Source organism: Enterobacter sp. fkY84-1 (genome assembly GCF_052974705.1).
Genome location: NZ_CP169393.1, coordinates 4,510,424 through 4,532,324 on the forward strand (window position 1 = coordinate 4,510,424; position 21,901 = coordinate 4,532,324).

The 21,901-nt window shown below is 54.5% G+C and carries 16 protein-coding genes, 4 tRNA genes, 3 rRNA genes and 1 riboswitch; of the genes, 5 read left to right on the plus strand and 18 right to left on the minus strand.

From position 1 onward, the window contains the following. Nucleotides 1–2: 2 nt before the first annotated feature. Entirely contained in the window at nucleotides 3–53 is a 51-nt protein-coding gene (gene ilvX, locus ACEPLT_RS21590) for a peptide IlvX (RefSeq protein WP_166792073.1), read from the minus strand. A gap of 86 nt (nucleotides 54–139) precedes the next feature. Continuing rightward, complete coding sequence (gene ilvL / locus ACEPLT_RS21595) at nucleotides 140–238, minus strand: ilv operon leader peptide (protein ID WP_001311244.1); 99 nt, start codon at nucleotides 236–238, stop codon at nucleotides 140–142. Nucleotides 239–578: 340 nt separating this feature from the next. On the opposite strand from ilvL, the gene ACEPLT_RS21600 reads away from it, so the two are divergent. Further along, the gene (locus tag ACEPLT_RS21600) at nucleotides 579–2,099 is read left to right on the plus strand and encodes a YifB family Mg chelatase-like AAA ATPase (protein WP_032675645.1); all 1,521 of its coding nucleotides are present in this window, start codon (nucleotides 579–581) and stop codon (nucleotides 2,097–2,099) included. Nucleotides 2,100–2,129: 30 nt separating this feature from the next. Here ACEPLT_RS21600 and ACEPLT_RS21605 read toward each other — a convergent pair whose 3' ends face one another. Further along, nucleotides 2,130–2,468, minus strand: a complete 339-nt coding sequence (locus tag ACEPLT_RS21605; RefSeq protein ID WP_008501577.1) for a DUF413 domain-containing protein — start codon at nucleotides 2,466–2,468, stop codon at nucleotides 2,130–2,132. A 118-nt stretch (nucleotides 2,469–2,586) separates the two neighbouring features. On the opposite strand from ACEPLT_RS21605, the gene hdfR reads away from it, so the two are divergent. After that, the gene (gene hdfR, locus ACEPLT_RS21610) at nucleotides 2,587–3,408 is read left to right on the plus strand and encodes an HTH-type transcriptional regulator HdfR (RefSeq protein ID WP_032675646.1); all 822 of its coding nucleotides are present in this window, start codon (nucleotides 2,587–2,589) and stop codon (nucleotides 3,406–3,408) included. A gap of 99 nt (nucleotides 3,409–3,507) precedes the next feature. On the opposite strand, the gene ACEPLT_RS21615 is transcribed toward hdfR, so the two are convergent. From ACEPLT_RS21615 to btuB, 9 genes are all read right to left on the minus strand, one after another. Then, nucleotides 3,508–3,583: transfer RNA gene (locus ACEPLT_RS21615), tRNA-Trp, on the minus strand. 53 nt (nucleotides 3,584–3,636) lie between these two features. Further along, nucleotides 3,637–3,713 (minus strand) — tRNA-Asp (locus ACEPLT_RS21620). A gap of 56 nt (nucleotides 3,714–3,769) precedes the next feature. Further along, nucleotides 3,770–3,885: ribosomal RNA gene (rrf, locus tag ACEPLT_RS21625) — 5S ribosomal RNA — on the minus strand. Between the two features lie 65 nt (nucleotides 3,886–3,950). Next, nucleotides 3,951–6,856 (minus strand): 23S ribosomal RNA (locus ACEPLT_RS21630). Nucleotides 6,857–7,026: 170 nt separating this feature from the next. Continuing rightward, nucleotides 7,027–7,102 (minus strand) — tRNA-Ala (locus tag ACEPLT_RS21635). Between the two features lie 43 nt (nucleotides 7,103–7,145). Then, a tRNA-Ile gene (locus tag ACEPLT_RS21640) sits at nucleotides 7,146–7,222 on the minus strand. 70 nt (nucleotides 7,223–7,292) lie between these two features. Next, nucleotides 7,293–8,834 (minus strand): 16S ribosomal RNA (locus ACEPLT_RS21645). The 16S, 23S and 5S rRNA genes sit together here with 4 tRNA genes alongside, the layout of an rRNA operon. 381 nt (nucleotides 8,835–9,215) lie before the next feature. After that, nucleotides 9,216–10,067 carry a glutamate racemase gene (gene murI, locus ACEPLT_RS21650; protein WP_048028420.1) on the minus strand — a complete coding sequence of 284 codons (852 nt, stop codon included), beginning with the start codon at nucleotides 10,065–10,067 and terminating at the stop codon, nucleotides 9,216–9,218. Next, the gene (btuB, locus tag ACEPLT_RS21655; protein ID WP_029740756.1) at nucleotides 10,012–11,859 is read right to left on the minus strand and encodes a TonB-dependent vitamin B12 receptor BtuB; all 1,848 of its coding nucleotides are present in this window, start codon (nucleotides 11,857–11,859) and stop codon (nucleotides 10,012–10,014) included. Before btuB ends, murI begins: the two co-directional genes overlap by 56 nt. 66 nt (nucleotides 11,860–11,925) lie before the next feature. Beyond that, nucleotides 11,926–12,101: riboswitch (cobalamin riboswitch) on the minus strand. A gap of 104 nt (nucleotides 12,102–12,205) precedes the next feature. Here btuB and trmA point away from each other — a divergent pair. Then, nucleotides 12,206–13,306, plus strand: a complete 1,101-nt coding sequence (gene trmA, locus ACEPLT_RS21660; RefSeq protein ID WP_447088315.1) for a tRNA (uridine(54)-C5)-methyltransferase TrmA — start codon at nucleotides 12,206–12,208, stop codon at nucleotides 13,304–13,306. 89 nt (nucleotides 13,307–13,395) lie between these two features. On the opposite strand, the gene ACEPLT_RS21665 is transcribed toward trmA, so the two are convergent. Together ACEPLT_RS21665 and fabR are read right to left on the minus strand one after the other, a co-directional pair. Continuing rightward, nucleotides 13,396–13,755, minus strand: a complete 360-nt coding sequence (locus tag ACEPLT_RS21665) for a YijD family membrane protein (protein WP_008501783.1) — start codon at nucleotides 13,753–13,755, stop codon at nucleotides 13,396–13,398. 9 nt (nucleotides 13,756–13,764) lie between these two features. Further along, on the minus strand, nucleotides 13,765–14,403 hold the full coding sequence (gene fabR / locus ACEPLT_RS21670) for an HTH-type transcriptional repressor FabR (RefSeq protein ID WP_008501784.1): 639 nt from the start codon (nucleotides 14,401–14,403) through the stop codon (nucleotides 13,765–13,767). 196 nt (nucleotides 14,404–14,599) lie between these two features. Here fabR and sthA point away from each other — a divergent pair, with 196 nt between their 5' ends. Beyond that, nucleotides 14,600–16,000, plus strand: a complete 1,401-nt coding sequence (gene sthA / locus ACEPLT_RS21675; RefSeq protein WP_008501785.1) for a Si-specific NAD(P)(+) transhydrogenase — start codon at nucleotides 14,600–14,602, stop codon at nucleotides 15,998–16,000. On the opposite strand, the gene oxyR is transcribed toward sthA, so the two are convergent. From oxyR to argC, 4 genes are all read right to left on the minus strand, one after another. Further along, entirely contained in the window at nucleotides 15,974–16,900 is a 927-nt protein-coding gene (gene oxyR / locus ACEPLT_RS21680) for a DNA-binding transcriptional regulator OxyR (protein WP_044597477.1), read from the minus strand. The two genes, sthA and oxyR, sit on opposite strands and share 27 nt — an antisense overlap. A gap of 295 nt (nucleotides 16,901–17,195) precedes the next feature. Then, nucleotides 17,196–18,569 carry an argininosuccinate lyase gene (argH, locus tag ACEPLT_RS21685; RefSeq protein WP_232929197.1) on the minus strand — a complete coding sequence of 458 codons (1,374 nt, stop codon included), beginning with the start codon at nucleotides 18,567–18,569 and terminating at the stop codon, nucleotides 17,196–17,198. A 74-nt stretch (nucleotides 18,570–18,643) separates the two neighbouring features. Next, nucleotides 18,644–19,420, minus strand: coding sequence for an acetylglutamate kinase (argB, locus tag ACEPLT_RS21690; protein ID WP_086374972.1), 777 nt, complete (start codon nucleotides 19,418–19,420; stop codon nucleotides 18,644–18,646). Nucleotides 19,421–19,426: 6 nt separating this feature from the next. Continuing rightward, nucleotides 19,427–20,431: an N-acetyl-gamma-glutamyl-phosphate reductase gene (gene argC, locus ACEPLT_RS21695; protein WP_048028410.1), complete on the minus strand. Its 1,005-nt coding sequence runs from the start codon at nucleotides 20,429–20,431 to the stop codon at nucleotides 19,427–19,429. An 88-nt stretch (nucleotides 20,432–20,519) separates the two neighbouring features. Between argC and argE the strand changes: the two genes are divergently transcribed. Further along, complete coding sequence (gene argE / locus ACEPLT_RS21700; RefSeq protein ID WP_063622934.1) at nucleotides 20,520–21,671, plus strand: acetylornithine deacetylase; 1,152 nt, start codon at nucleotides 20,520–20,522, stop codon at nucleotides 21,669–21,671. Nucleotides 21,672–21,901 lie beyond the last annotated feature (230 nt).

Sequence of the window (21,901 nt, forward strand, 5' to 3'; positions counted from 1 at the left end):
AGTTAGTTCCCCGTCATAAATCGGGAGAAACAGAATTTTGTGCTAGTCGTCATTCTCTGCTCCTCATCTGCGTTTTTTAGTCATAAAAAAACCCCCGGACCTTTCGGTGCGGGGGTCTTAGTTCGTTAAGGCTTGATTTCTAAGCCTTTCCTCGTCCAAGTGCAGCCCCGCACGGTGGGATAATAATCACCACCACGCTAATCACGACCAGGCTAATCACTCGTAGAAGGGCTGTCATTTTCAGTTCTTTTTGCATCTTGTTCGAAGGAATACCTAAAGAGTTATCACAGTTTTCAAATTAAACACAAGATTTATTTATGACGGATTTGGTTAGCCCGCGAATCATATTTCTTAAAAGCGTTGTTTTATATACGGAAATTAGAAAATGAATATTTTTCATTTTTTTACTGTGGTGCTAACCGTCAAAACAGGATTTTTTCGTTCTGCGAGGAGCTTTCCACGATTATGAAATTGTTGCAATGCGCCATTAAAATACCTGAACAAGCGGCGTAAATTCACGAAATGGCAGTAAACAAACATAACGAGCACTGGCATAGTCACACCAGGAGGTAGTGCAAATGTCACTGTCAGTTGTTTATACGCGTGCGGCCCTCGGGGTAAAGGCACCGCTTGTTTCCGTAGAGGTGCATTTGAGTAATGGGCTGCCCGGACTCACGCTTGTCGGGTTACCTGAAACGACGGTTAAAGAAGCCAGGGATCGCGTCCGTAGCGCAATAATAAATAGCGGTTATACCTTCCCTGCGAAGAAGATCACCATCAACCTTGCTCCCGCCGACCTGCCTAAAGAAGGGGGACGATACGATTTACCTATCGCAATTGCCCTTCTCGCGGCTTCTGAGCAGCTTAATACGACAAGGCTAGGCTCGTATGAGTTCGTGGGTGAACTCGCGCTCACAGGCGCGCTGAGAGGCGTTCCCGGCGCGATATCGGGAGCGCTGGAGGCCATACGATCAGGCCGGCAAATCATTGTGGCCAATGAAAACGCATCAGAAGTGAGTCTTATCGCGGAAAAAGGATGCCTCATCGCGGGACATTTACAGGAAGTTTGTGCCTGGCTGGAAGGACGACATGAACTGTCCGAACCGGAGGAGTGTGACGAGGTTATAGCCGACGTCCCGGAGGATCTCAGCGAGATTATGGGACAGGAGCAAGGGAAGCGGGCGCTGGAGATTACGGCCGCAGGTGGACACAATCTTCTGTTGATTGGCCCGCCAGGTACGGGGAAAACGATGCTGGCGGGCAGGCTGAGCGGGTTACTTCCACCGCTCAATAACCATGAAGCGCTGGAAAGCGCCGCCATATATAGCCTCATCAGTTCTGCATCGTTGCAAAAACAGTGGCGCCGTCGTCCTTTTCGTTCCCCACATCATAGCGCTTCACTGACGGCGATGGTCGGCGGCGGGTCTATCCCCGGGCCGGGTGAGATCTCACTGGCGCACAATGGCATTCTGTTTCTCGATGAGCTGCCCGAGTTTGAGCGCCGCGTGCTGGATGCGCTGAGAGAACCTATTGAATCTGGCGAAATACATATCTCGCGCACGCGGGCCAAAATAAGCTATCCCGCGCAGTTTCAACTGGTCGCTGCGATGAATCCCAGCCCGACGGGCCACTACCAGGGCAACCATAACCGCTGTACGCCAGAGCAGACGCTGCGCTATCTGGGAAAGTTATCCGGTCCGTTCCTCGACCGTTTCGATTTATCTCTCGAAATCCCGCTTCCTCCTCCGGGCCTGCTCAGGCAGACGGGCATCACAGGTGAAAGCTCTGCGAAGGTACGCGAGCGGGTGATCGCCGCCCAGGCACGACAGTACACTCGTCAGAACAGGCTAAATGCGCGGCTGGATAATGCCGGGATCCGGCAGTTTTGTGCCCTTAACAGTGAGGATGCGGTATGGCTGGAGGAGACGTTGACGCACTTTGGGCTATCTATACGTGCGTGGCAGCGTTTGCTAAAAGTGGCCAGAACCATTGCTGACGTGGAGGGATGTACTGACATTGAGAGGAAACACTTGCAGGAGGCGCTGAGCTATCGCGCTATCGATCGTTTGCTGCTGCATCTGCAGAAGTTGCTGGCATAAAAAAAGGGGCCGTAGCCCCTTCTTATCATCTTAGTCATCAGACTCGGTGTAGTCTTCTGCACCTTCCATCTGCGGCTTACCGCCAGACAGCGTATGGAAGCGCTTTGGACGCTTAATGCGTGCCATATACTTGATCCACACACGTTCCGCTTCAGACTGCGGCTCACGCTCACCACGGCAAACAGAAACAAACTGTTTTTCGTCTTCGGTTGCAGGTTCACGCTTACCCAGATCCAGCTCGTTAAAGGCATAACCATGGCGCTCAAGCAGTTGAGCTTCTTTGATGGTGAAATCGCCGTGACGAGAGAACCCGCGCGGATAATGTTTATTGTCGAAAAAACGATTAGTCGTCGTAAAGCTTTCCGCCATCCTACACGCTCCTAATTCTTTGGCCGAGCTATTTATGGCGCGGAGTATTAGTTACGCTTGACAGAGTGTAAAACAAAACATTTAAATCATAACGACAAATAATTTTGCGGAGAAAGATGTGGATACGGAATTGCTTAAAACTTTCCTTGAAGTGAGCAGAACACGCCACTTTGGGCGAGCAGCGGAAGCCCTTTACCTGACGCAGTCAGCAGTCAGTTTTCGTATTCGACAGCTGGAAAATCAACTGGGTGTGAATCTTTTTACCCGCCATCGCAACAATATTCGCCTCACGCCCGCCGGTGAAAAACTGCTGCCGTACGCAGAAACGCTGATGAATACCTGGCAGGCGGCACGCAAAGAGGTTGCACATACTTCGAGGCATAATGAGTTCTCGATAGGGGCCAGCGCTTCCCTGTGGGAATGTATGCTAAGTCAGTGGCTTACCCGGCTTTATCAATCTCATAGCCACCTGCAATTTGAAGCCAGGATTGCGCAACGGCAGTCGCTGGTTAAGCAACTTCATGAGCGCCAGCTTGATCTTCTGATCACAACCGAAGCCCCCAAGATGGACGAATTTAGCAGCCAGATCGTCGGTCAGTTTGGCCTGGCACTGTATGCCTCTGAACCGTCGATGATGAAGGCAGACCTGACCTATTTGCGCCTCGAATGGGGGCCAGATTTTCAGCAGCATGAGACGGGATTGATTGCACCTGATGATGTTCCACAGTTAACGACCAGCTCTGCGGAGATCGCCTGTCAGCAACTGCCCTTGCTGAGAGGTTGTACCTGGTTACCTGTTCGCTGGGCAGACACTAAAGCGGGGCTGCATACGGTGCTAGATTCCACCACGCTTACCAGACCGCTGTATGCGATTTGGCTGCAAAACAGTGATAAGCAGTCACAGATAAAAGATCTGTTAAAAATCAATGTAATGGATTGATACATCAGCCAGCAGGAATGCTGGCTGAACAGTAAGAAGAGGCGTTTTTACAGGATTACAGGCAAAAAAAAATCCTTTGCCGAAGCAAAGGATTATATATGGCAGGGGCGGAGAGACTCGAACTCGCGACACCCGGTTTTGGAGACCGGTGCTCTACCAACTGAGCTACGCCCCTAAAGTTTTTTGCCATTAAGCCTGCCAGTAAGGCAGGCTTAATGTCTTAATAAGTGGCGGAACGGACGGGACTCGAACCCGCGACCCCCTGCGTGACAGGCAGGTATTCTAACCGACTGAACTACCGCTCCACCGAAGACTGCTTGTAACCACCGGATTAATGCACCGGCTTACTACTTAATTTGATGCCTGGCAGTTCCCTACTCTCACATGGGGAGACCCCACACTACCATCGGCGCTACGGCGTTTCACTTCTGAGTTCGGCATGGGGTCAGGTGGGACCACCGCGCTAAAGCCGCCAGGCAAATTCTGTTAATCTGTATCAAAGCTGAAAATCTGTCTCTTCGCCGAAACACCTTCGGCGTTGTAAGGTTAAGCCTCACGGTTCATTAGTATCGGTTAGCTCAACGCATCGCTGCGCTTACACACCCGACCTATCAACGTCGTCGTCTTCAACGTTCCTTCAGGAGACTTAAAGTCTCAGGGAGAACTCATCTCGGGGCAAGTTTCGTGCTTAGATGCTTTCAGCACTTATCTTTTCCGCATTTAGCTACCGGGCAGTGCCATTGGCATGACAACCCGAACACCAGTGATGCGTCCACTCCGGTCCTCTCGTACTAGGAGCAGCCCCCCTCAATTCTCCAGCGCCCACGGCAGATAGGGACCGAACTGTCTCACGACGTTCTAAACCCAGCTCGCGTACCACTTTAAATGGCGAACAGCCATACCCTTGGGACCTACTTCAGCCCCAGGATGTGATGAGCCGACATCGAGGTGCCAAACACCGCCGTCGATATGAACTCTTGGGCGGTATCAGCCTGTTATCCCCGGAGTACCTTTTATCCGTTGAGCGATGGCCCTTCCATTCAGAACCACCGGATCACTATGACCTGCTTTCGCACCTGCTCGAGCCGTCACTCTCGCAGTCAAGCTAGCTTATGCCATTGCACTAACCTCCTGATGTCCGACTAGGATTAGCTAACCTTCGTGCTCCTCCGTTACTCTTTGGGAGGAGACCGCCCCAGTCAAACTACCCACCAGACACTGTCCGCAACCCGGATCACGGGTCTACGTTAGAACACCAGCCATTAAAGGGTGGTATTTCAAGGACGGCTCCATGCAGACTGGCGTCCACACTTCAAAGCCTCCCACCTATCCTACACATCAAGGACCAGTGTTCAGTGTCAAGCTATAGTAAAGGTTCACGGGGTCTTTCCGTCTTGCCGCGGGTACACTGCATCTTCACAGCGAGTTCAATTTCACTGAGTCTCGGGTGGAGACAGCCTGGCCATCATTACGCCATTCGTGCAGGTCGGAACTTACCCGACAAGGAATTTCGCTACCTTAGGACCGTTATAGTTACGGCCGCCGTTTACCGGGGCTTCGATCAAGAGCTTCGCGTTGCCGCTAACCCCATCAATTAACCTTCCGGCACCGGGCAGGCGTCACACCGTATACGTCCACTTTCGTGTTTGCACAGTGCTGTGTTTTTAATAAACAGTTGCAGCCAGCTGGTATCTTCGACTGATTTCAGCTCCACCCGCAGGGGCTTCACCTACATATCAGCGTGCCTTCTCCCGAAGTTACGGCACCATTTTGCCTAGTTCCTTCACCCGAGTTCTCTCAAGCGCCTTGGTATTCTCTACCTGACCACCTGTGTCGGTTTGGGGTACGATTTGATGTTACCTGATGCTTAGAGGCTTTTCCTGTAAGCAGGGCATTTGTTACTTCAGCACCGTAGTGCCTCGTCATCACACCTCAGCGTTAATAAACGACCGGATTTACCTAATCGTTCCGCCTACATGCTTAAACCGGGACAACCGTCGCCCGGCTAACATAGCCTTCTCCGTCCCCCCTTCGCAGTAACACCAAGTACAGGAATATTAACCTGTTTCCCATCGACTACGCCTTTCGGCCTCGCCTTAGGGGTCGACTCACCCTGCCCCGATTAACGTTGGACAGGAACCCTTGGTCTTCCGGCGAGCGGGCTTTTCACCCGCTTTATCGTTACTTATGTCAGCATTCGCACTTCTGATACCTCCAGCATGCCTCACAGCACACCTTCAACGGCTTACAGAACGCTCCCCTACCCAACAACGCATAAGCGTCGCTGCCGCAGCTTCGGTGCATGGTTTAGCCCCGTTACATCTTCCGCGCAGGCCGACTCGACCAGTGAGCTATTACGCTTTCTTTAAATGATGGCTGCTTCTAAGCCAACATCCTGGCTGTCTGTGCCTTCCCACATCGTTTCCCACTTAACCATGACTTTGGGACCTTAGCTGGCGGTCTGGGTTGTTTCCCTCTTCACGACGGACGTTAGCACCCGCCGTGTGTCTCCCGTGATAACATTCTTCGGTATTCGTAGTTTGCATCGGGTTGGTAAGCCGGGATGGCCCCCTAGCCGAAACAGTGCTCTACCCCCGAAGATGAGTTCACGAGGCGCTACCTAAATAGCTTTCGGGGAGAACCAGCTATCTCCCGGTTTGATTGGCCTTTCACCCCCAGCCACAAGTCATCCGCTAATTTTTCAACATTAGTCGGTTCGGTCCTCCAGTTAGTGTTACCCAACCTTCAACCTGCCCATGGCTAGATCACCGGGTTTCGGGTCTATACCCTGCAACTTAACGCCCAGTTAAGACTCGGTTTCCCTTCGGCTCCCCTATACGGTTAACCTTGCTACAGAATATAAGTCGCTGACCCATTATACAAAAGGTACGCAGTCACACCACGAAGGTGCTCCCACTGCTTGTACGTACACGGTTTCAGGTTCTTTTTCACTCCCCTCGCCGGGGTTCTTTTCGCCTTTCCCTCACGGTACTGGTTCACTATCGGTCAGTCAGGAGTATTTAGCCTTGGAGGATGGTCCCCCCATATTCAGACAGGATACCACGTGTCCCGCCCTACTCTTCGAGTTCACAACCTGTGTGTTTTCGTGTACGGGACTGTCACCCTGTACCGTGCGACTTTCCAGACGCTTCCACTAACACACAAGCTGATTCAGACTCTGGGCTGCTCCCCGTTCGCTCGCCGCTACTGGGGGAATCTCGGTTGATTTCTTTTCCTCGGGGTACTTAGATGTTTCAGTTCCCCCGGTTCGCCTCGTTAACCTATGTATTCAGTTAACGATAGTGCAACGAATTGCACTGGGTTTCCCCATTCGGACATCGCCGGGTCAAAGGTTCATATCACCTCGCCGGCGCTTTTCGCAGATTAGCACGTCCTTCATCGCCTCTGACTGCCAGGGCATCCACCGTGTACGCTTAGTCGCTTAACCTCACAACCCGAAGATGTTTCACTTCTGATTGCGAAAATTTGAGAGACTCGAACACACCTTAAAGATGTGTCGTTTCAATTTTCAGCTTGATCCAGATTTTTAAAGAGCAAAACTTCGCAGTGCACCTTTTCAGGTTCACTCTGAAGTTTTCTTGGGTTCGCAGTAAAAGATGGTGGAGCTATGCGGGATCGAACCGCAGACCTCCTGCGTGCAAAGCAGGCGCTCTCCCAGCTGAGCTATAGCCCCATCGTTTTGCAATCTCTGTACCGCTCATCCTTTAAAAGGAGTTTGGTAGGCCTGAGTGGACTTGAACCACCGACCTCACCCTTATCAGGGGTGCGCTCTAACCACCTGAGCTACAAGCCTGCAGAGATTTTTACTGCTGTTTTTTCATCAGACAATCTGTGTGAGCACTGCAAAGGCAGGTTCTTTAAGGTAAGGAGGTGATCCAACCGCAGGTTCCCCTACGGTTACCTTGTTACGACTTCACCCCAGTCATGAATCACAAAGTGGTAAGCGCCCTCCCGAAGGTTAAGCTACCTACTTCTTTTGCAACCCACTCCCATGGTGTGACGGGCGGTGTGTACAAGGCCCGGGAACGTATTCACCGTAGCATTCTGATCTACGATTACTAGCGATTCCGACTTCATGGAGTCGAGTTGCAGACTCCAATCCGGACTACGACGCACTTTATGAGGTCCGCTTGCTCTCGCGAGGTCGCTTCTCTTTGTATGCGCCATTGTAGCACGTGTGTAGCCCTACTCGTAAGGGCCATGATGACTTGACGTCATCCCCACCTTCCTCCAGTTTATCACTGGCAGTCTCCTTTGAGTTCCCGGCCTAACCGCTGGCAACAAAGGATAAGGGTTGCGCTCGTTGCGGGACTTAACCCAACATTTCACAACACGAGCTGACGACAGCCATGCAGCACCTGTCTCAGAGTTCCCGAAGGCACCAAAGCATCTCTGCTAAGTTCTCTGGATGTCAAGAGTAGGTAAGGTTCTTCGCGTTGCATCGAATTAAACCACATGCTCCACCGCTTGTGCGGGCCCCCGTCAATTCATTTGAGTTTTAACCTTGCGGCCGTACTCCCCAGGCGGTCGACTTAACGCGTTAGCTCCGGAAGCCACGCCTCAAGGGCACAACCTCCAAGTCGACATCGTTTACGGCGTGGACTACCAGGGTATCTAATCCTGTTTGCTCCCCACGCTTTCGCACCTGAGCGTCAGTCTTTGTCCAGGGGGCCGCCTTCGCCACCGGTATTCCTCCAGATCTCTACGCATTTCACCGCTACACCTGGAATTCTACCCCCCTCTACAAGACTCTAGCCTGCCAGTTTCGAATGCAGTTCCCAGGTTGAGCCCGGGGATTTCACATCCGACTTGACAGACCGCCTGCGTGCGCTTTACGCCCAGTAATTCCGATTAACGCTTGCACCCTCCGTATTACCGCGGCTGCTGGCACGGAGTTAGCCGGTGCTTCTTCTGCGGGTAACGTCAATCGCTGAGGTTATTAACCTCAACGCCTTCCTCCCCGCTGAAAGTACTTTACAACCCGAAGGCCTTCTTCATACACGCGGCATGGCTGCATCAGGCTTGCGCCCATTGTGCAATATTCCCCACTGCTGCCTCCCGTAGGAGTCTGGACCGTGTCTCAGTTCCAGTGTGGCTGGTCATCCTCTCAGACCAGCTAGGGATCGTCGCCTAGGTGAGCCGTTACCCCACCTACTAGCTAATCCCATCTGGGCACATCTGATGGCAAGAGGCCCGAAGGTCCCCCTCTTTGGTCTTGCGACATTATGCGGTATTAGCTACCGTTTCCAGTAGTTATCCCCCTCCATCAGGCAGTTTCCCAGACATTACTCACCCGTCCGCCGCTCGCCGGCAAAGTAGCAAGCTACTTTCCGCTGCCGCTCGACTTGCATGTGTTAGGCCTGCCGCCAGCGTTCAATCTGAGCCATGATCAAACTCTTCAATTTAAGTTTGATGCTCGTGAATTAAACTTCGTAATGAATTACGTATGTTCACTCAGAGACTTGGTATTCATTTATTGTCCGAAGACATTAAGAATCCATGTCACTTTGAGTGCCCACACAGATTGTCTGATAAATTGTTAAAGAGCAGTGCAACGCGGCTTTCGCTCACCGTTGCGAGGTCCCGTATATTACGTTTTCCTCATTCAGAGTCAAGTGATTATTTTCGCTTTTCTCTGTTGGCGTTCATCTCTGAACCCCGCTAACCCGGCGGCCTGTAAGCCGTTGTTCCGTGTCAGTGGAGGCGCATTATAGGGAGTTCTCAGACGTTGACAACCCCTCTTTTAAAAAAAACTTTCAACCGTCTCTTTTTTGCTCAAAACCGTGCTATAGCGCCAGTTTTTCGAGCGTTTCAAAGCCATAACGGCGTAAAACGGGTAAAAGTTGTTCAGTTTCTTTTGTTAACGCCATACAAAACGCGATATTCGCATCGGTAGATTTCGCATCCGGGGCTTCATGCTCCAGCAACCATGCCGTACGACGGGCAATAGCCGCTCCGGAATCCACCAGACGCGTCCCCTCCGGCAGTACCTCTAATAGCTCTTCCTGGAGTAGCGGGAAGTGGGTACAGCCCAGCACAACAGTATCCGGGGGTTCGGGCATCCTCAGCCACGGACGAAGAATACGACGCAGCTCGTCGAGTGATACCGACTTGCCATGCAGCTTCGCTTCCGCCATCTCCACCAGCTCAGCCGAACCGAGCATCGCAATCTGGCATTCATTAGCGAAACGGTCGATCAGCTCGCGGGTATAAGGACGCTTTACCGTACCTCGCGTGGCCAGCAAGCCCACAATGCCGTTCGCTGTCAGACGCGCGGCAGGCTTTATTGCAGGGACGACGCCCACAACCGGGAACTGGAATTTTTCACGCAGGGCGGGAAGAGAAACGGTGCTCGCCGTGTTACACGCGATGACAGCCAGCGCAAGGGGATAGCGCTTTTGTACCGCAGTGACGATTTCCACCACGCGCTCGACAATAAAATCTTCGCTCTTTTCCCCGTACGGGAAAGCGACGTTATCGAAGGCGTAGATGTAATGGAGATCCGGCAGGAGATGCCGAATCTCATCATAGACCGAAAGCCCACCGACGCCGGAATCAAACACCAGCACGGTGGGACGCGGATTAGAAGGTGTAGCTGCCAGACAAGGTGTATTCCCGTCCTGCAGTTTGGTAGCCATAAACTGTCTCGTAATCTTTATCGAACAGGTTGGCTATTTTACCACGAACTGTAAGGTGTGAGGTGACAGGATACGAAACTGCGACATCCCACAGGCTTACACCGCCCATTTTTACTTTCTCAGACGGGTAAGTACCAAAGTCAGTGTCGTAACGCGTACCGAGATAGTGATAAGTCAGGCTCCAGTCGAAATCATAGATCTGCGTGTCGAGCTGATATTTCACCTGCTGCTTAGCACGACGGTCCAGAAGTTCGTTGGTTGCAGCATTGCGGGCATCCACGTAGTCGTAGCCTACAGTATGCGTCAACGGCCCCGTGTCAAACGATGCAGTCGCTTCCACACCTTTAATGCGTGCTTTACCGACGTTGTAATATTGCTGGAGGTTATTATCGAAGTCGATGAGATTATCAACGTCATTACGGTAGCCAGATACGCGCCAGCTCACGCCTGCCGTCAGGCCTTCAAACGCACCTTCCCACTGTTTGCTCTCTTCTGGATCAAGATGGTCATTGCCATAGAAACCATAGAGTTGACCCAGATTCGGTGCTTTATAGGCCGTACCATAAGACGCAACGAAACGGTAACCCTCCACGAACTCCCAGGCCGCACTGCTTTGCCAGGTGCCATGACGACCGAACTGAGAGTTGTCATCGCTGCGAACCGCCCCTTCCAGGGTGAAGTCACCAAACTGCTGCAGCCCGGTCAGGTAGACGCCGGTGTTACGCAGGTCGTAGCCGTTGGTCACGTAGTTTGTACCCGGCTCGGTGCTCTGCTTCTGCCAGTCAACGCCCGCGCCAATGTTCCCATGGCCAACATCAACGGAGTTGAGCCACTGGACATTGTACTGCTTGATTTCATCCAGCGTGGCTGTCGAATCGTAGCGGCCTAAATTCGGGTCGTAGTTATAGTCCTTGCTGTGGCTATAGCTGGTGAGCAGCTGTGAATGGAAGATGTCATCGTTGAAGCGCAATCCTGCATCCCAGGTCTGACTATAGAGCTGGCGGGTATCGACCAGTACGTCAGGGGTAAATGAGCTGTAGTAACCGTCGTAGGCCGTACGGTTGCTGTAGCCAAAGCCGCGAACAAAACCGCTCCACTGCTCCGAGAATGCGTGATCCAGTGCACCATAGAGCGTTTTATTCATAAAGCCGTCGCGATCGGTCTGGGCAAGGCCACCATTGTTGCCATCCGCAACCACATCAAACCCTTTGGTATAGGTGTAATCACCCGCAAGCGTGACGCGCGTGCTGTCGCCCAGTGTTTGCTGAGTACTGCCGCCATAATTCTGATAGCCGTGTGAGCCTACGCCAGCATTCAGCGTGGTACCGTCCTTCGCACGAGTAGTAATAATGTTTACGACACCACCAATCGCATCTGAGCCGTATACCGCCGAACGCGGCCCACGAACATATTCGATTCGCTGCACCAGGGAGATTGGGAACTGGCTGAGATCGGACGACCCCGTGACGCCCGCCTGGTTAAGGCGGATCCCATCTACAAGGATCAGGACGTGGCTGGAGTTGGTGCCACGGATAAAGAGAGAAGAGAGTTGCCCCATCCCACCACTTTGCGCCGTATCCACGCCGGGCAGGCGACGCATAACGTCCAGCACCGAGGTTGACTGCCAGCGGTCAATATCGGCACGCGTCACAACCGAGGTTGCAGCCAGAATAGTTTTTTCAGGTTGTTCAAAACGATTTGCCGTCACCACCAACGAGTCTGCGCTATCCTGCGCCCAGCCCGAAAATGCCGTGACGGACAACGCCGTCAACAGCGATACTTTTTTAATCATTGTTAAAGCATCCACAATATAAGAAGGATGCCGCAGGCCTCATCGATAGCACGCGATGATGAAACCAAATGCGACGTGATCCCGGCAGGTCTTCGGGCTAGGTGGCTATATAAGGATGAAGACTTCCCATTTTCACAGTGTCTACAACGCTCATCCCGCCAGTCTTTACCGCTGCGCGTCAGCTCCAGATTTACACTGGATTCCCTTTTCACTCTCAGGAGACCGGAAACAGAATGCTACAATTAGACACGTATGGATGTCCAGACAGCTATTGGCCATTAAATCTGGACATCCCCTGAACAATCCCTACAATCGCCGCGTAATTCTTTATCACTCAGGACGCATCATGACCCCAGAACACCTCCCGACAGAACAGTACGACGCGCAGCTGGCAGAGAAAGTTGTCCGCCTGCAAAGTATGATGACGCCTTTCAACGCGCCCGTTCCCGAGGTGTTCCGCTCTCCTGTCAGCCACTACCGCATGCGTGCCGAGTTTCGCATCTGGCACGACGGTGACGACCTGTACCACATCATTTTCGATCAGCAGACGAAATCCCGTATCCGCGTGGACAGCTTCCCGGCAGCGAGTGAGCTCATTAACCAATTAATGACGCTGATAATGGACGGCGTGCGTAACAACCCGGTACTGCGTAACAAGCTTTTCCAGATTGACTACCTGACCACGCAAAGCAATCAGGCGATTGTCTCCCTGCTGTACCACAAAGCCCTGAACGACGAGTGGCGCGAGCAGGCGGAAGCGCTGCGCGATGCGCTGCGTGCGCAGAACATCAACGTTCACCTGATTGGCCGCGCGACAAAAACCAAAATCATGCTGGATCAGGACTACATCGACGAGCGTCTGCCGGTGGCGGGTAAAGAGATGGTGTATCGTCAGGTCGAGAACAGCTTCACCCAGCCGAACGCTGCAATGAACGTGCAAATGCTGGAGTGGGCGCTGAAGGCGACGGAAGGATCAACGGGCGATCTGCTTGAGCTTTACTGCGGTAACGGCAACTTCTCGCTGGCGCTGGCGCGTAACTTCGATCGCGTCCTGGCAACGGAAATCGCCAAACCGTCGGTTGCCGCCGCGCAGTACAACATTTCCGCCAACCATATCGACAACGTGCAGATCATTCGTATGGCCGCAGAAGAGTTCACGCAGGCGATGAACGGCGTTCGCCAGTTTAACCGTCTGGAAGGCATCGATCTGAAGAGCTACCAGTGTGAGACAATTTTTGTCGACCCGCCGCGCAGTGGCCTGGACAGCGAAACCGAGAAGATGGTGCAGGCGTACCCGCGTATTTTGTACATCTCCTGTAATCCGGAGACGCTGTGCAAGAACCTGGAAACGTTAGGCCAGACGCATAAGGTTGAACGTCTGGCGCTGTTCGATCAGTTCCCGTATACGCACCATATGGAGTGCGGTGTACTGCTCACGGCGAAGTAATGTGGCCTTGTAGGGCAGGTAAGCGAAGCGCCACCTGCCAAAAAAGCCGGATGGCGCTTCGCTTATCCGGCCTACAATGACAAAAACCTTTACTCCGGTAACTGGCTTTTACGGCTACGCATGCGCGAGCCAATCCAGAACACCAGCGCCACAGACAGTACCGCAGGGAAGAAGTTAGAGCCGATATCCGGATACTCCGCGCGCACCACCGTGCTGTACAGCAATACGCCCAGAATAAAGCAGGCGGCGGCCAGCCCCGGTAACCCCACCGGCATGGTGCGGTTCAGGTAGCGTTGATGCAGGCAGTACACCGTCAGCACCAGCGCAATCAGCGGGAAAATCGAAAACGGCACGATGGAGCTAAAAATAGCGGCGAACGTACCATTAATGGATAAGCCAGCGATCAATGCCAGCAACAGCGTCCCTTTATCCTGACCTGACTGTTTCATTACTCACCTTCACTCTTCGGTTTGATGTGCCAGTTTCTCTTGTTCACGGCGATACCAGTAGTACGCGCCTTTGGAGATCATCCTGAGCTGCAATACCAGTCGCTCTTCAAGCTGCTTGCGTTGTTCAATGCTGACATCCAGCGCTTCGGCACCTGCGCTGAAAACAATCGTCACCATCGCCTCGGCCTGTGCTTCGGTAAACGCACGCGGCATATGGTTTTCGAGTTCAAGATAGTCGGCAAGTTCCGCGATGAAGTGCTGAATTTCGCGCGCGACGGCGGCACGAAACGCCGCCGACGTGCCCGAACGCTCACGCAGAAGCAGACGAAACGCGTTGGGGTTATTGCCGATAAATTCCATAAAGGTCGACACGGAGGTACGGATCACGCTGCCCCCTTTGGCGATACGCTGACGCGCCTGGCGCATCAGCTGACGCAGCATCAAACCGCTCTCGTCGACCATGGTCAGGCCCAGTTCATCCACATCACGGAAGTGACGATAGAAGGACGTTGGCGCAATCCCGGCCTCGCGTGCGACTTCGCGCAGGCTCAAACTGGCAAAACTTCGCTCAGCACTCAGTTGACTGAATGCGGCTTCCACCAGCGAACGCCGGGTTTTCTCTTTTTGTTGTGCTCTTACGCCCATCACGATAGTTGAATCCTTCCAAAGGCCTGATGGCACTATACCAGAGAATAAAATTAATCTGTTTGCCTGGCTTTGTGAATGATTGTTTACGTGCGGTTTGTGCTCCACTGCCGGAAAAAAGCACAACGATAATTGGGTTACTCTGGCAATGATGTTATGATTCTGTTGCTTTTATGTATAAGAACAGGTAAGCCTTGCCATGCCACATTCCTACGATTACGACGCAATAGTTATTGGTTCCGGCCCCGGCGGCGAAGGCGCTGCTATGGGTCTGGTGAAACAGGGAGCCAGAGTAGCGGTCATTGAGCGCTACCATAATGTCGGCGGCGGTTGCACCCACTGGGGCACCATCCCTTCGAAAGCCCTCCGCCACGCCGTTAGCCGCATTATCGAATTCAACCAGAACCCTCTTTACAGCGACCACTCCCGACTTCTTCGTTCCTCCTTTGCCGACATCCTGAACCACGCGGATACCGTCATTAACCAGCAGACGCGCATGCGTCAGGGGTTTTATGAGCGTAACCACTGTGAAATTTTGCAGGGCAACGCGCATTTTGTGGATGAACACACCCTGGCACTCGAATGCCACGACGGGTCGGTTGAAACCATCACCGCTGAAAAATTTGTGATTGCCTGCGGTTCACGCCCATACCATCCGGCCGACGTGGACTTCTCGCACCCGCGCGTCTACGACAGCGACTCGATTCTGAGCCTGCACCATGAACCCCGCCACGTCATTATCTATGGCGCAGGGGTCATTGGTTGCGAATATGCGTCGATCTTCCGCGGAATGGACGTCAAAGTTGACCTGATCAACACTCGCGATCGCCTGCTGGCTTTCCTCGATCAGGAGATGTCGGACTCCCTCTCCTACCACTTCTGGAACAGCGGCGTGGTCATTCGTCACAACGAAGAGTACGAGAAGATCGAAGGCTGCGACGACGGGGTGATCATGCACCTCAAGTCCGGCAAGAAGCTGAAAGCGGACTGCCTCCTGTACGCCAACGGCCGTACCGGCAACACCGATTCCCTGCAGCTGGAAAATATCGGGCTTGAAACCGACAGCCGCGGTCAGTTGAAGGTCAACAGCATGTATCAGACCGCCCTGCCGCACGTTTACGCGGTCGGCGACGTCATTGGCTATCCAAGCCTGGCCTCAGCCGCTTACGACCAGGGACGCATTGCGGCTCAGGCGCTGGTGAAAGGCGAAGCGACGGCGCATCTGATTGAAGATATCCCGACGGGCATCTACACCATCCCGGAAATCAGTTCCGTAGGGAAAACCGAGCAGCAGCTGACGTCAATGAAGGTGCCTTACGAGGTGGGTCGTGCGCAGTTTAAACATCTGGCGCGGGCGCAAATCGTGGGGATGAGCGTGGGTACGCTGAAAATTCTGTTCCATCGCGAGACGAAAGAGATCCTCGGGATTCACTGCTTTGGTGAACGCGCCGCGGAAATCATTCATATCGGCCAGGCCATCATGGAGCAGAAAGGTGGTGGTAACACCATTGAGTACTTCGTCAACACCACCTTTAACTACCCGACCATGGCGGAAGCCTATCGGGTCGCGGCACTAAACGGCCTGAACCGCCTGTTTTAACGCGCTGTCAAAATGGCCATCCATCGCACCACGGATGGCCTCTGCCAGCTGCTCATAGCGGCTGCGCAGCGGTGACCCAGGGCGATAGACCAGGCCAATCGTACGACGCGGCTCTGGTTTAATGCACGGCAAATAAACCACGCCATCACGTTTACGCTCGTGCGGTACCGCCAGCGCAGGCAGCAGCGTAATACCGCTTCCCGCCGCGACCATATTACGCAGCGTTTCCAGGCTGGTTGCGCGGAAATGGGTATCCTCATCCGCACCCGCTTCGAAGCAGAAGCCCATCGCCTGATCGCGCAGGCAATGGCCATCTTCCAGCATCAGTAGCTTTTCACCCGCCAGATCGGCCATCGGCACGCGATCGCGGTTCGCCCACGGGTGATCTTCATAGATCGCCAGCATCATCGGCTCATCGAACAGCGGCACTTCAATAAAGGCTTCACTCTCTTTTACCAGTGCCAGAATGGCGCAGTCGAGCTTGCCGCTGTCCAGCTGCGCCAGCAGCTGATGGGTTTGCGCTTCGTGCAGGTACATTTCGAGTTTCGGGAACGTCTGGTGCAGCATCGGAATGATGTGCGGTAACAGGTACGGGCCAACGGTTGGGATCAGGCCAATATGCAGCGGGCCGGACATGGCCTCCCCCTGCTGGCTTGCCATTTCCTTGAGCACTTTGACCTCGCGCAGCACGGTGCGCGCCTGATCCACCAGCAGAAGACCTGCCTGTGTGAACAGAACCTTACGACTGGTGCGCTCCAGCAGCATCACGCCCAGCTCGTCTTCCAGCTTGCGGATCTGGCCGCTCAGCGTGGGCTGGCTGACGTGGCAGGAATCTGCCGCGCGGCGAAAGTGACGATGCTCGGCTAACGCTACCAGGTATTCAAGATCACGAATATTCATTATTCATCCTCCGTCGCCACGATAGTTCATGGCGATAGATAGCATAGCAACGAACGATTATCCCTATCAAGCATTCTGTTGAATAATACACCACATAGACGAGGCGGCACGTGTTTGACCCTTGACGTCCCCGCACCGTCAGCGAGTTTCTCTCAAAACTCGAACAACTAAAGCCAACGTGAACTTTTGCGGACCCCGTGGTCCGCTTTTTTTTTGCGTAAAAAAGCCCAACTCAGGGTTGGGCTGGGGTTTTGTAGGTCGGGTAAGGCGAAGCCGCCACCCGACGTTTCAGGCATCAAATCAGGCGGTTTTTCGCCTCCGCAATGGCCTGCGCCACCTGCTTAGGCGACACGCCGCCTTTCGCCGCACGCTTATCCAGGCAGGACTGCAGCGCCAGTATCGGATAGACGTCATCCCCGATAACCGCACTGAATTTTTGCAGGTCGGCCAGCGCCAGATCTTCCAGCGGTTTACCCTGACGAATGGCTTCCACTACCGCTTCACCGACAATATGGTGCGCTTCACGGAACGGTACGCCCTTCGCCACCAGATAATCCGCCAGCTCGGTCGCGTTCGCATAGCCCTGCTGCGCCGCTTCCTGACAGCGCGGACGCTTCACCTGAATGCCGTCCAGCACCAGCGCGCCCATATGCAGACAGTCGAGCCAGGTGTCGAGCGCGTCGAACAGCCCTTCTTTGTCTTCCTGCATATCTTTGTTGTACGCCAGCGGCAGCCCTTTAAGGGTCATCATCATGCCGGTCAGCGCGCCCTGAACGCGGCCACATTTCCCGCGGATCAGCTCCAGCGCATCCGGGTTTTTCTTCTGCGGCATCAGGGATGAGCCTGACGTCACGCGATCGGACAGCTCAACGAAGCCCGCTTCGCCGGAGTTAAAGAAGATCAGATCTTCAGCAAAGCGCGACAGGTGCACCATCCCGATAGAGGCATTGGAGAGCAGCTCCAGCACGTGGTCGCGGTCAGAGACGCTGTCCAGGCTGTTACGGGTGGCGGAGGCAAAGCCCAGCCAGCCTGCCAGCTGTTCACGGTCGATTTCGTAAGCGGTACCCGCCAGCGCGCCGCTGCCCAGCGGGCTGACGTCCAGACGCTTCAGGGTATCCTGCAGACGGCTTTCGTCACGCGCCAGCATCTCAACGTAGGCCAGACACCAGTGCGCAAAGGTCACCGGCTGCGCGCGCTGCAGGTGGGTATAACCCGGCATCACCGCGTCCTGATTGTTCTGTGCGGTCTCCACCAGCGCGGTCTGCAGCTGACGGTTAGCCGCCAGCAGCTCGCCAACGGTATCTTTACACCACAGCTTCAGGTCGGTGGCGACCTGGTCGTTACGGCTACGGCCGGTGTGCAGCTTTTTACCCAACTGGCCGACTTTGTCGATCAGCTTGCCTTCCACCCAGCTGTGAATATCTTCGGCATCGCTCTGCAGAATTTGCTGCGGATCCAGACGTACCTCTTCCAGCAGGTTGTTCAGCGCCTCTTCCAGCTGCTGCTGTTCCTCCGGGGTCAGCACGCCCACCGTCACCAGCGCTTTGGACCAGGCCACAGAGCCGACGATATCCTGTTCGGCCAGGCGGTAGTCGAAGCGCAAAGAGTCGTTGAACTGTTTGAACCGCTGATCCGCTGCCTGCGTAAAACGCCCACCCCAAAGTGCCATAACATCGTTCCTTTATTCGTTAGTTCCGCCGGGTGGCGCTACGCTTACCCGGCCTACGGTCATTCATTAAAAACTTACGCTAAAATACGCGTGCCAATCGGCGTGCCGTTAAACAGCGCCGGGAGCTGCTCCGCGTGACGCCAGGAGGCGATATCTACCGGGCGACCCAGCGTGCGTGCCGCATCCAGCGCGGCGTTCACTTTGACGATCATGCCGTCGGTGATGATGCCCTGCGCAATCAGCTGCTCGGCTTTCTCTGCCGTCATTTCTGCGATGCGCTGGCCTTTTCCGTCCAGAATGCCGCTCACGTCGGAGAGCAGGATCAGGTCCGCACCCAGCGTTGCCGCCAGTGCGGTTGCCGCCTGGTCAGCGTTAACGTTCATCAGCTCACCCTCTTCGGTCACGCCGATAGAGCTCACCACCGGCAGGAAACCGCCTTCCAGCAGCGTGTTAATCAGCTTAGGCGAACCCGGCTGCGCCAGTCCAACATGACCGAGCGCTTCGTCGAGCTGGGTCACTTTTACGCTGTCGCCATCGCCCAGATAGAGGCCAACGGAGGCAATGTGGTGTTTCTTCGCCCAGGACAGCAGGGTTTTGTTCGCCGTACCCGCCAGCGCACCGGTGATAATGTCAATCTGATCCGCAGGCGTCACGCGCAGGCCGTTTTTCTTGATCACCGGCAGGTTGAGCCCTTTCATCAGCTCATCCACCACGCAGCCGCCGCCGTGCACAATCACCAGTGGACGTTGGTGTGATTCGCGATAGTTCACCAGCGCGGTAAACAGACGCTCCAGCGCTTCTTCGCTGTCCAGCAGTACACCACCGAGTTTGATAATTAATGGGTTCATCATCACACCTTAAATAAGAGCCTGCGTTTCAGGGAAACCGAAACGAATATTTGCACACTGCATTGCCTGTGCGGCAGCGCCTTTCAGTAAGTTATCTTCTGCGGCCACCACGATGAGATGCTCACCCTGAACGGCAAAGCCGATATCGCAGAACGGCAGACCGACCACGTTTTTCAGCGCCGGCACGCCTTTGTCGTACAGACGTACCAGCGGTTTGTCCGCATACGCCTGCGTGAAGACCTCGCTCACCTGCTCCTTGGTCACGCCAGGCTTCAGGCGGCAGGTAATGGTTTCGAGGATCCCACGCGGGAAGCTGCCCAGGTGCGGGGTGAAAATGACGTCCGCGCCCAGATGCGTCGTGATCTCAGGGTGATGGCGGTGATTAAACACGCCATACGGCTGAAGGCTCACTTCGCAGAAGCTGTTAGAGATCGCCGCCTTGCGTCCTGCACCGCTCACGCCGCTGGTGGCGTTGATCACCGGCCACTGGTTCAGATCCAGCAGACCCGCGTCGATCAGCGGCTTCAGGGCAAGCTGCGCCGCCGTCGGGTAGCAGCCCGGAACGGCAATCAGATCCGCTTCTTTCAGTTTATCTGCGCTCCACTCCGCCAGGCCGTACACCGCTTTTTCAAGCAGATCCGGATGCTGATGGGTGAAACCGTAATATTTTTCGTAGAACGCGCCGTCGTTAACGCGGAACGCGCCGGAGAGGTCGAAGACCACGCAGCCAGCCGCCAGGAACTGCGGCGCCAGGTCGTGGCTGACCTCGTGTGCGGTGGCTAAAAACACCACGTCGACGCCGTCAGTAAACTCGCTGATGTCAGACATGGGCTGCAGCGGCAGATCGACCAGGCCCTTAAGCTGCGGATGCAAATCGGAAATTAACTTTCCTGCATCATTGCTTTGCGCTGACACGGTCAAAGCGGTTATGGTCATATGTGGATGGCGATTCACGTAGCTTACAAGCTCTGCGCCCGCATAACCGCTAGCGCCTACAATCAGCGTATTCAACATCGGGTTCCTTTATGCTCAACGTTAATGTATTTTTATTCACATTTATTGCATGAATATTGATACTATCACGACCTAAGGTGTGTCAACAATGAAAATGAACTTACCGCCATTTATCGAGATCTACCGCGCCCTGATTGCCACACCGTCCATCAGCGCAACGGAAGAAGCGCTGGATCAGAGCAATGAGTCTTTAATCAATCTGCTGGCGGGTTGGTTTAGCGATCTTGGGTTTGACGTTGAGGTTCAGCCCGTCCCCGGCACGCGCCACAAATTTAACCTGCTCGCCAGTACCGGAACCGGTGCGGGCGGCCTGCTGCTGGCCGGTCATACCGACACCGTGCCGTTCGACGATGGCCGCTGGACGCGCGATCCGTTCACCCTGACCGAGCACGACAACAAGCTCTACGGTCTGGGCACCGCCGACATGAAAGGCTTCTTCGCCTTTATCCTCGACGCGCTGCGTGACGTGGACGTGACGAAGCTGAAAAAACCGCTCTACATTCTGGCGACCGCTGATGAAGAGACCAGCATGGCGGGCGCGCGCTACTTCTCTGAAAACACGGCGATTCGCCCGGATTGCGCGATCATCGGCGAGCCGACGTCTCTGCAGCCGATTCGCGCGCATAAAGGCCATATCTCTACCGCCGTGCGCGTGCTCGGGCAGTCCGGCCACTCCAGCGATCCGGCACGCGGCGTGAACGCCATTGAGCTGATGCATGACGCCATCGGCCGCATCATGGCCCTGCGCGACGACCTGAAGGCTCGCTATCACTACGACGCGTTCACCGTGCCGTACCCGACGCTGAACCTCGGCAGCCTGCACGGCGGCGATGCCTCCAACCGCATCTGCGCCTGCTGCGAACTGCACATGGATATTCGCCCGCTGCCGGGCATGACCCTGAGCGATCTCGACGGCCTGCTGAATGAGGCGCTGGCCCCGGTGAGCGAACGCTGGCCGGGTCGCCTGACGGTCTCCGAACTGCATCCGCCCATCCCGGGTTACGAATGCCCGCCGGACCATCAACTGGTCGATGTGGTAGAAAAGCTGCTCGGCCAGAAAACCGACGTGGTGAACTACTGCACCGAAGCGCCGTTTATTCAGACGCTTTGCCCGACGCTGGTTCTTGGCCCAGGCTCCATCAACCAGGCGCACCAGCCGGATGAATATCTGGAAACCCGCTTTATCAAACCCACCCGCGAACTGATTACCCAGGTTGTGCATCACTTCTGCTGGCATTAAAAACTGCCCCTCACCCTAACCCTCTCCCCAAAGGGGAGAGGGAATTTGAACACCCTCTCCCCTTTGGGGAGAGGGCAGGGTGAGGGGAGTAAATCCCGCGACCTCCGTCACATTTCCATAAGCATCTCTTATCTGACGCAATGCGAATTAAATTTCGTAAATTGCCCACATTTATTCGTTTGCTGAACCGTTTTCGCAGCAATTGACGACGGGGGTTTTACGTGGCTTTA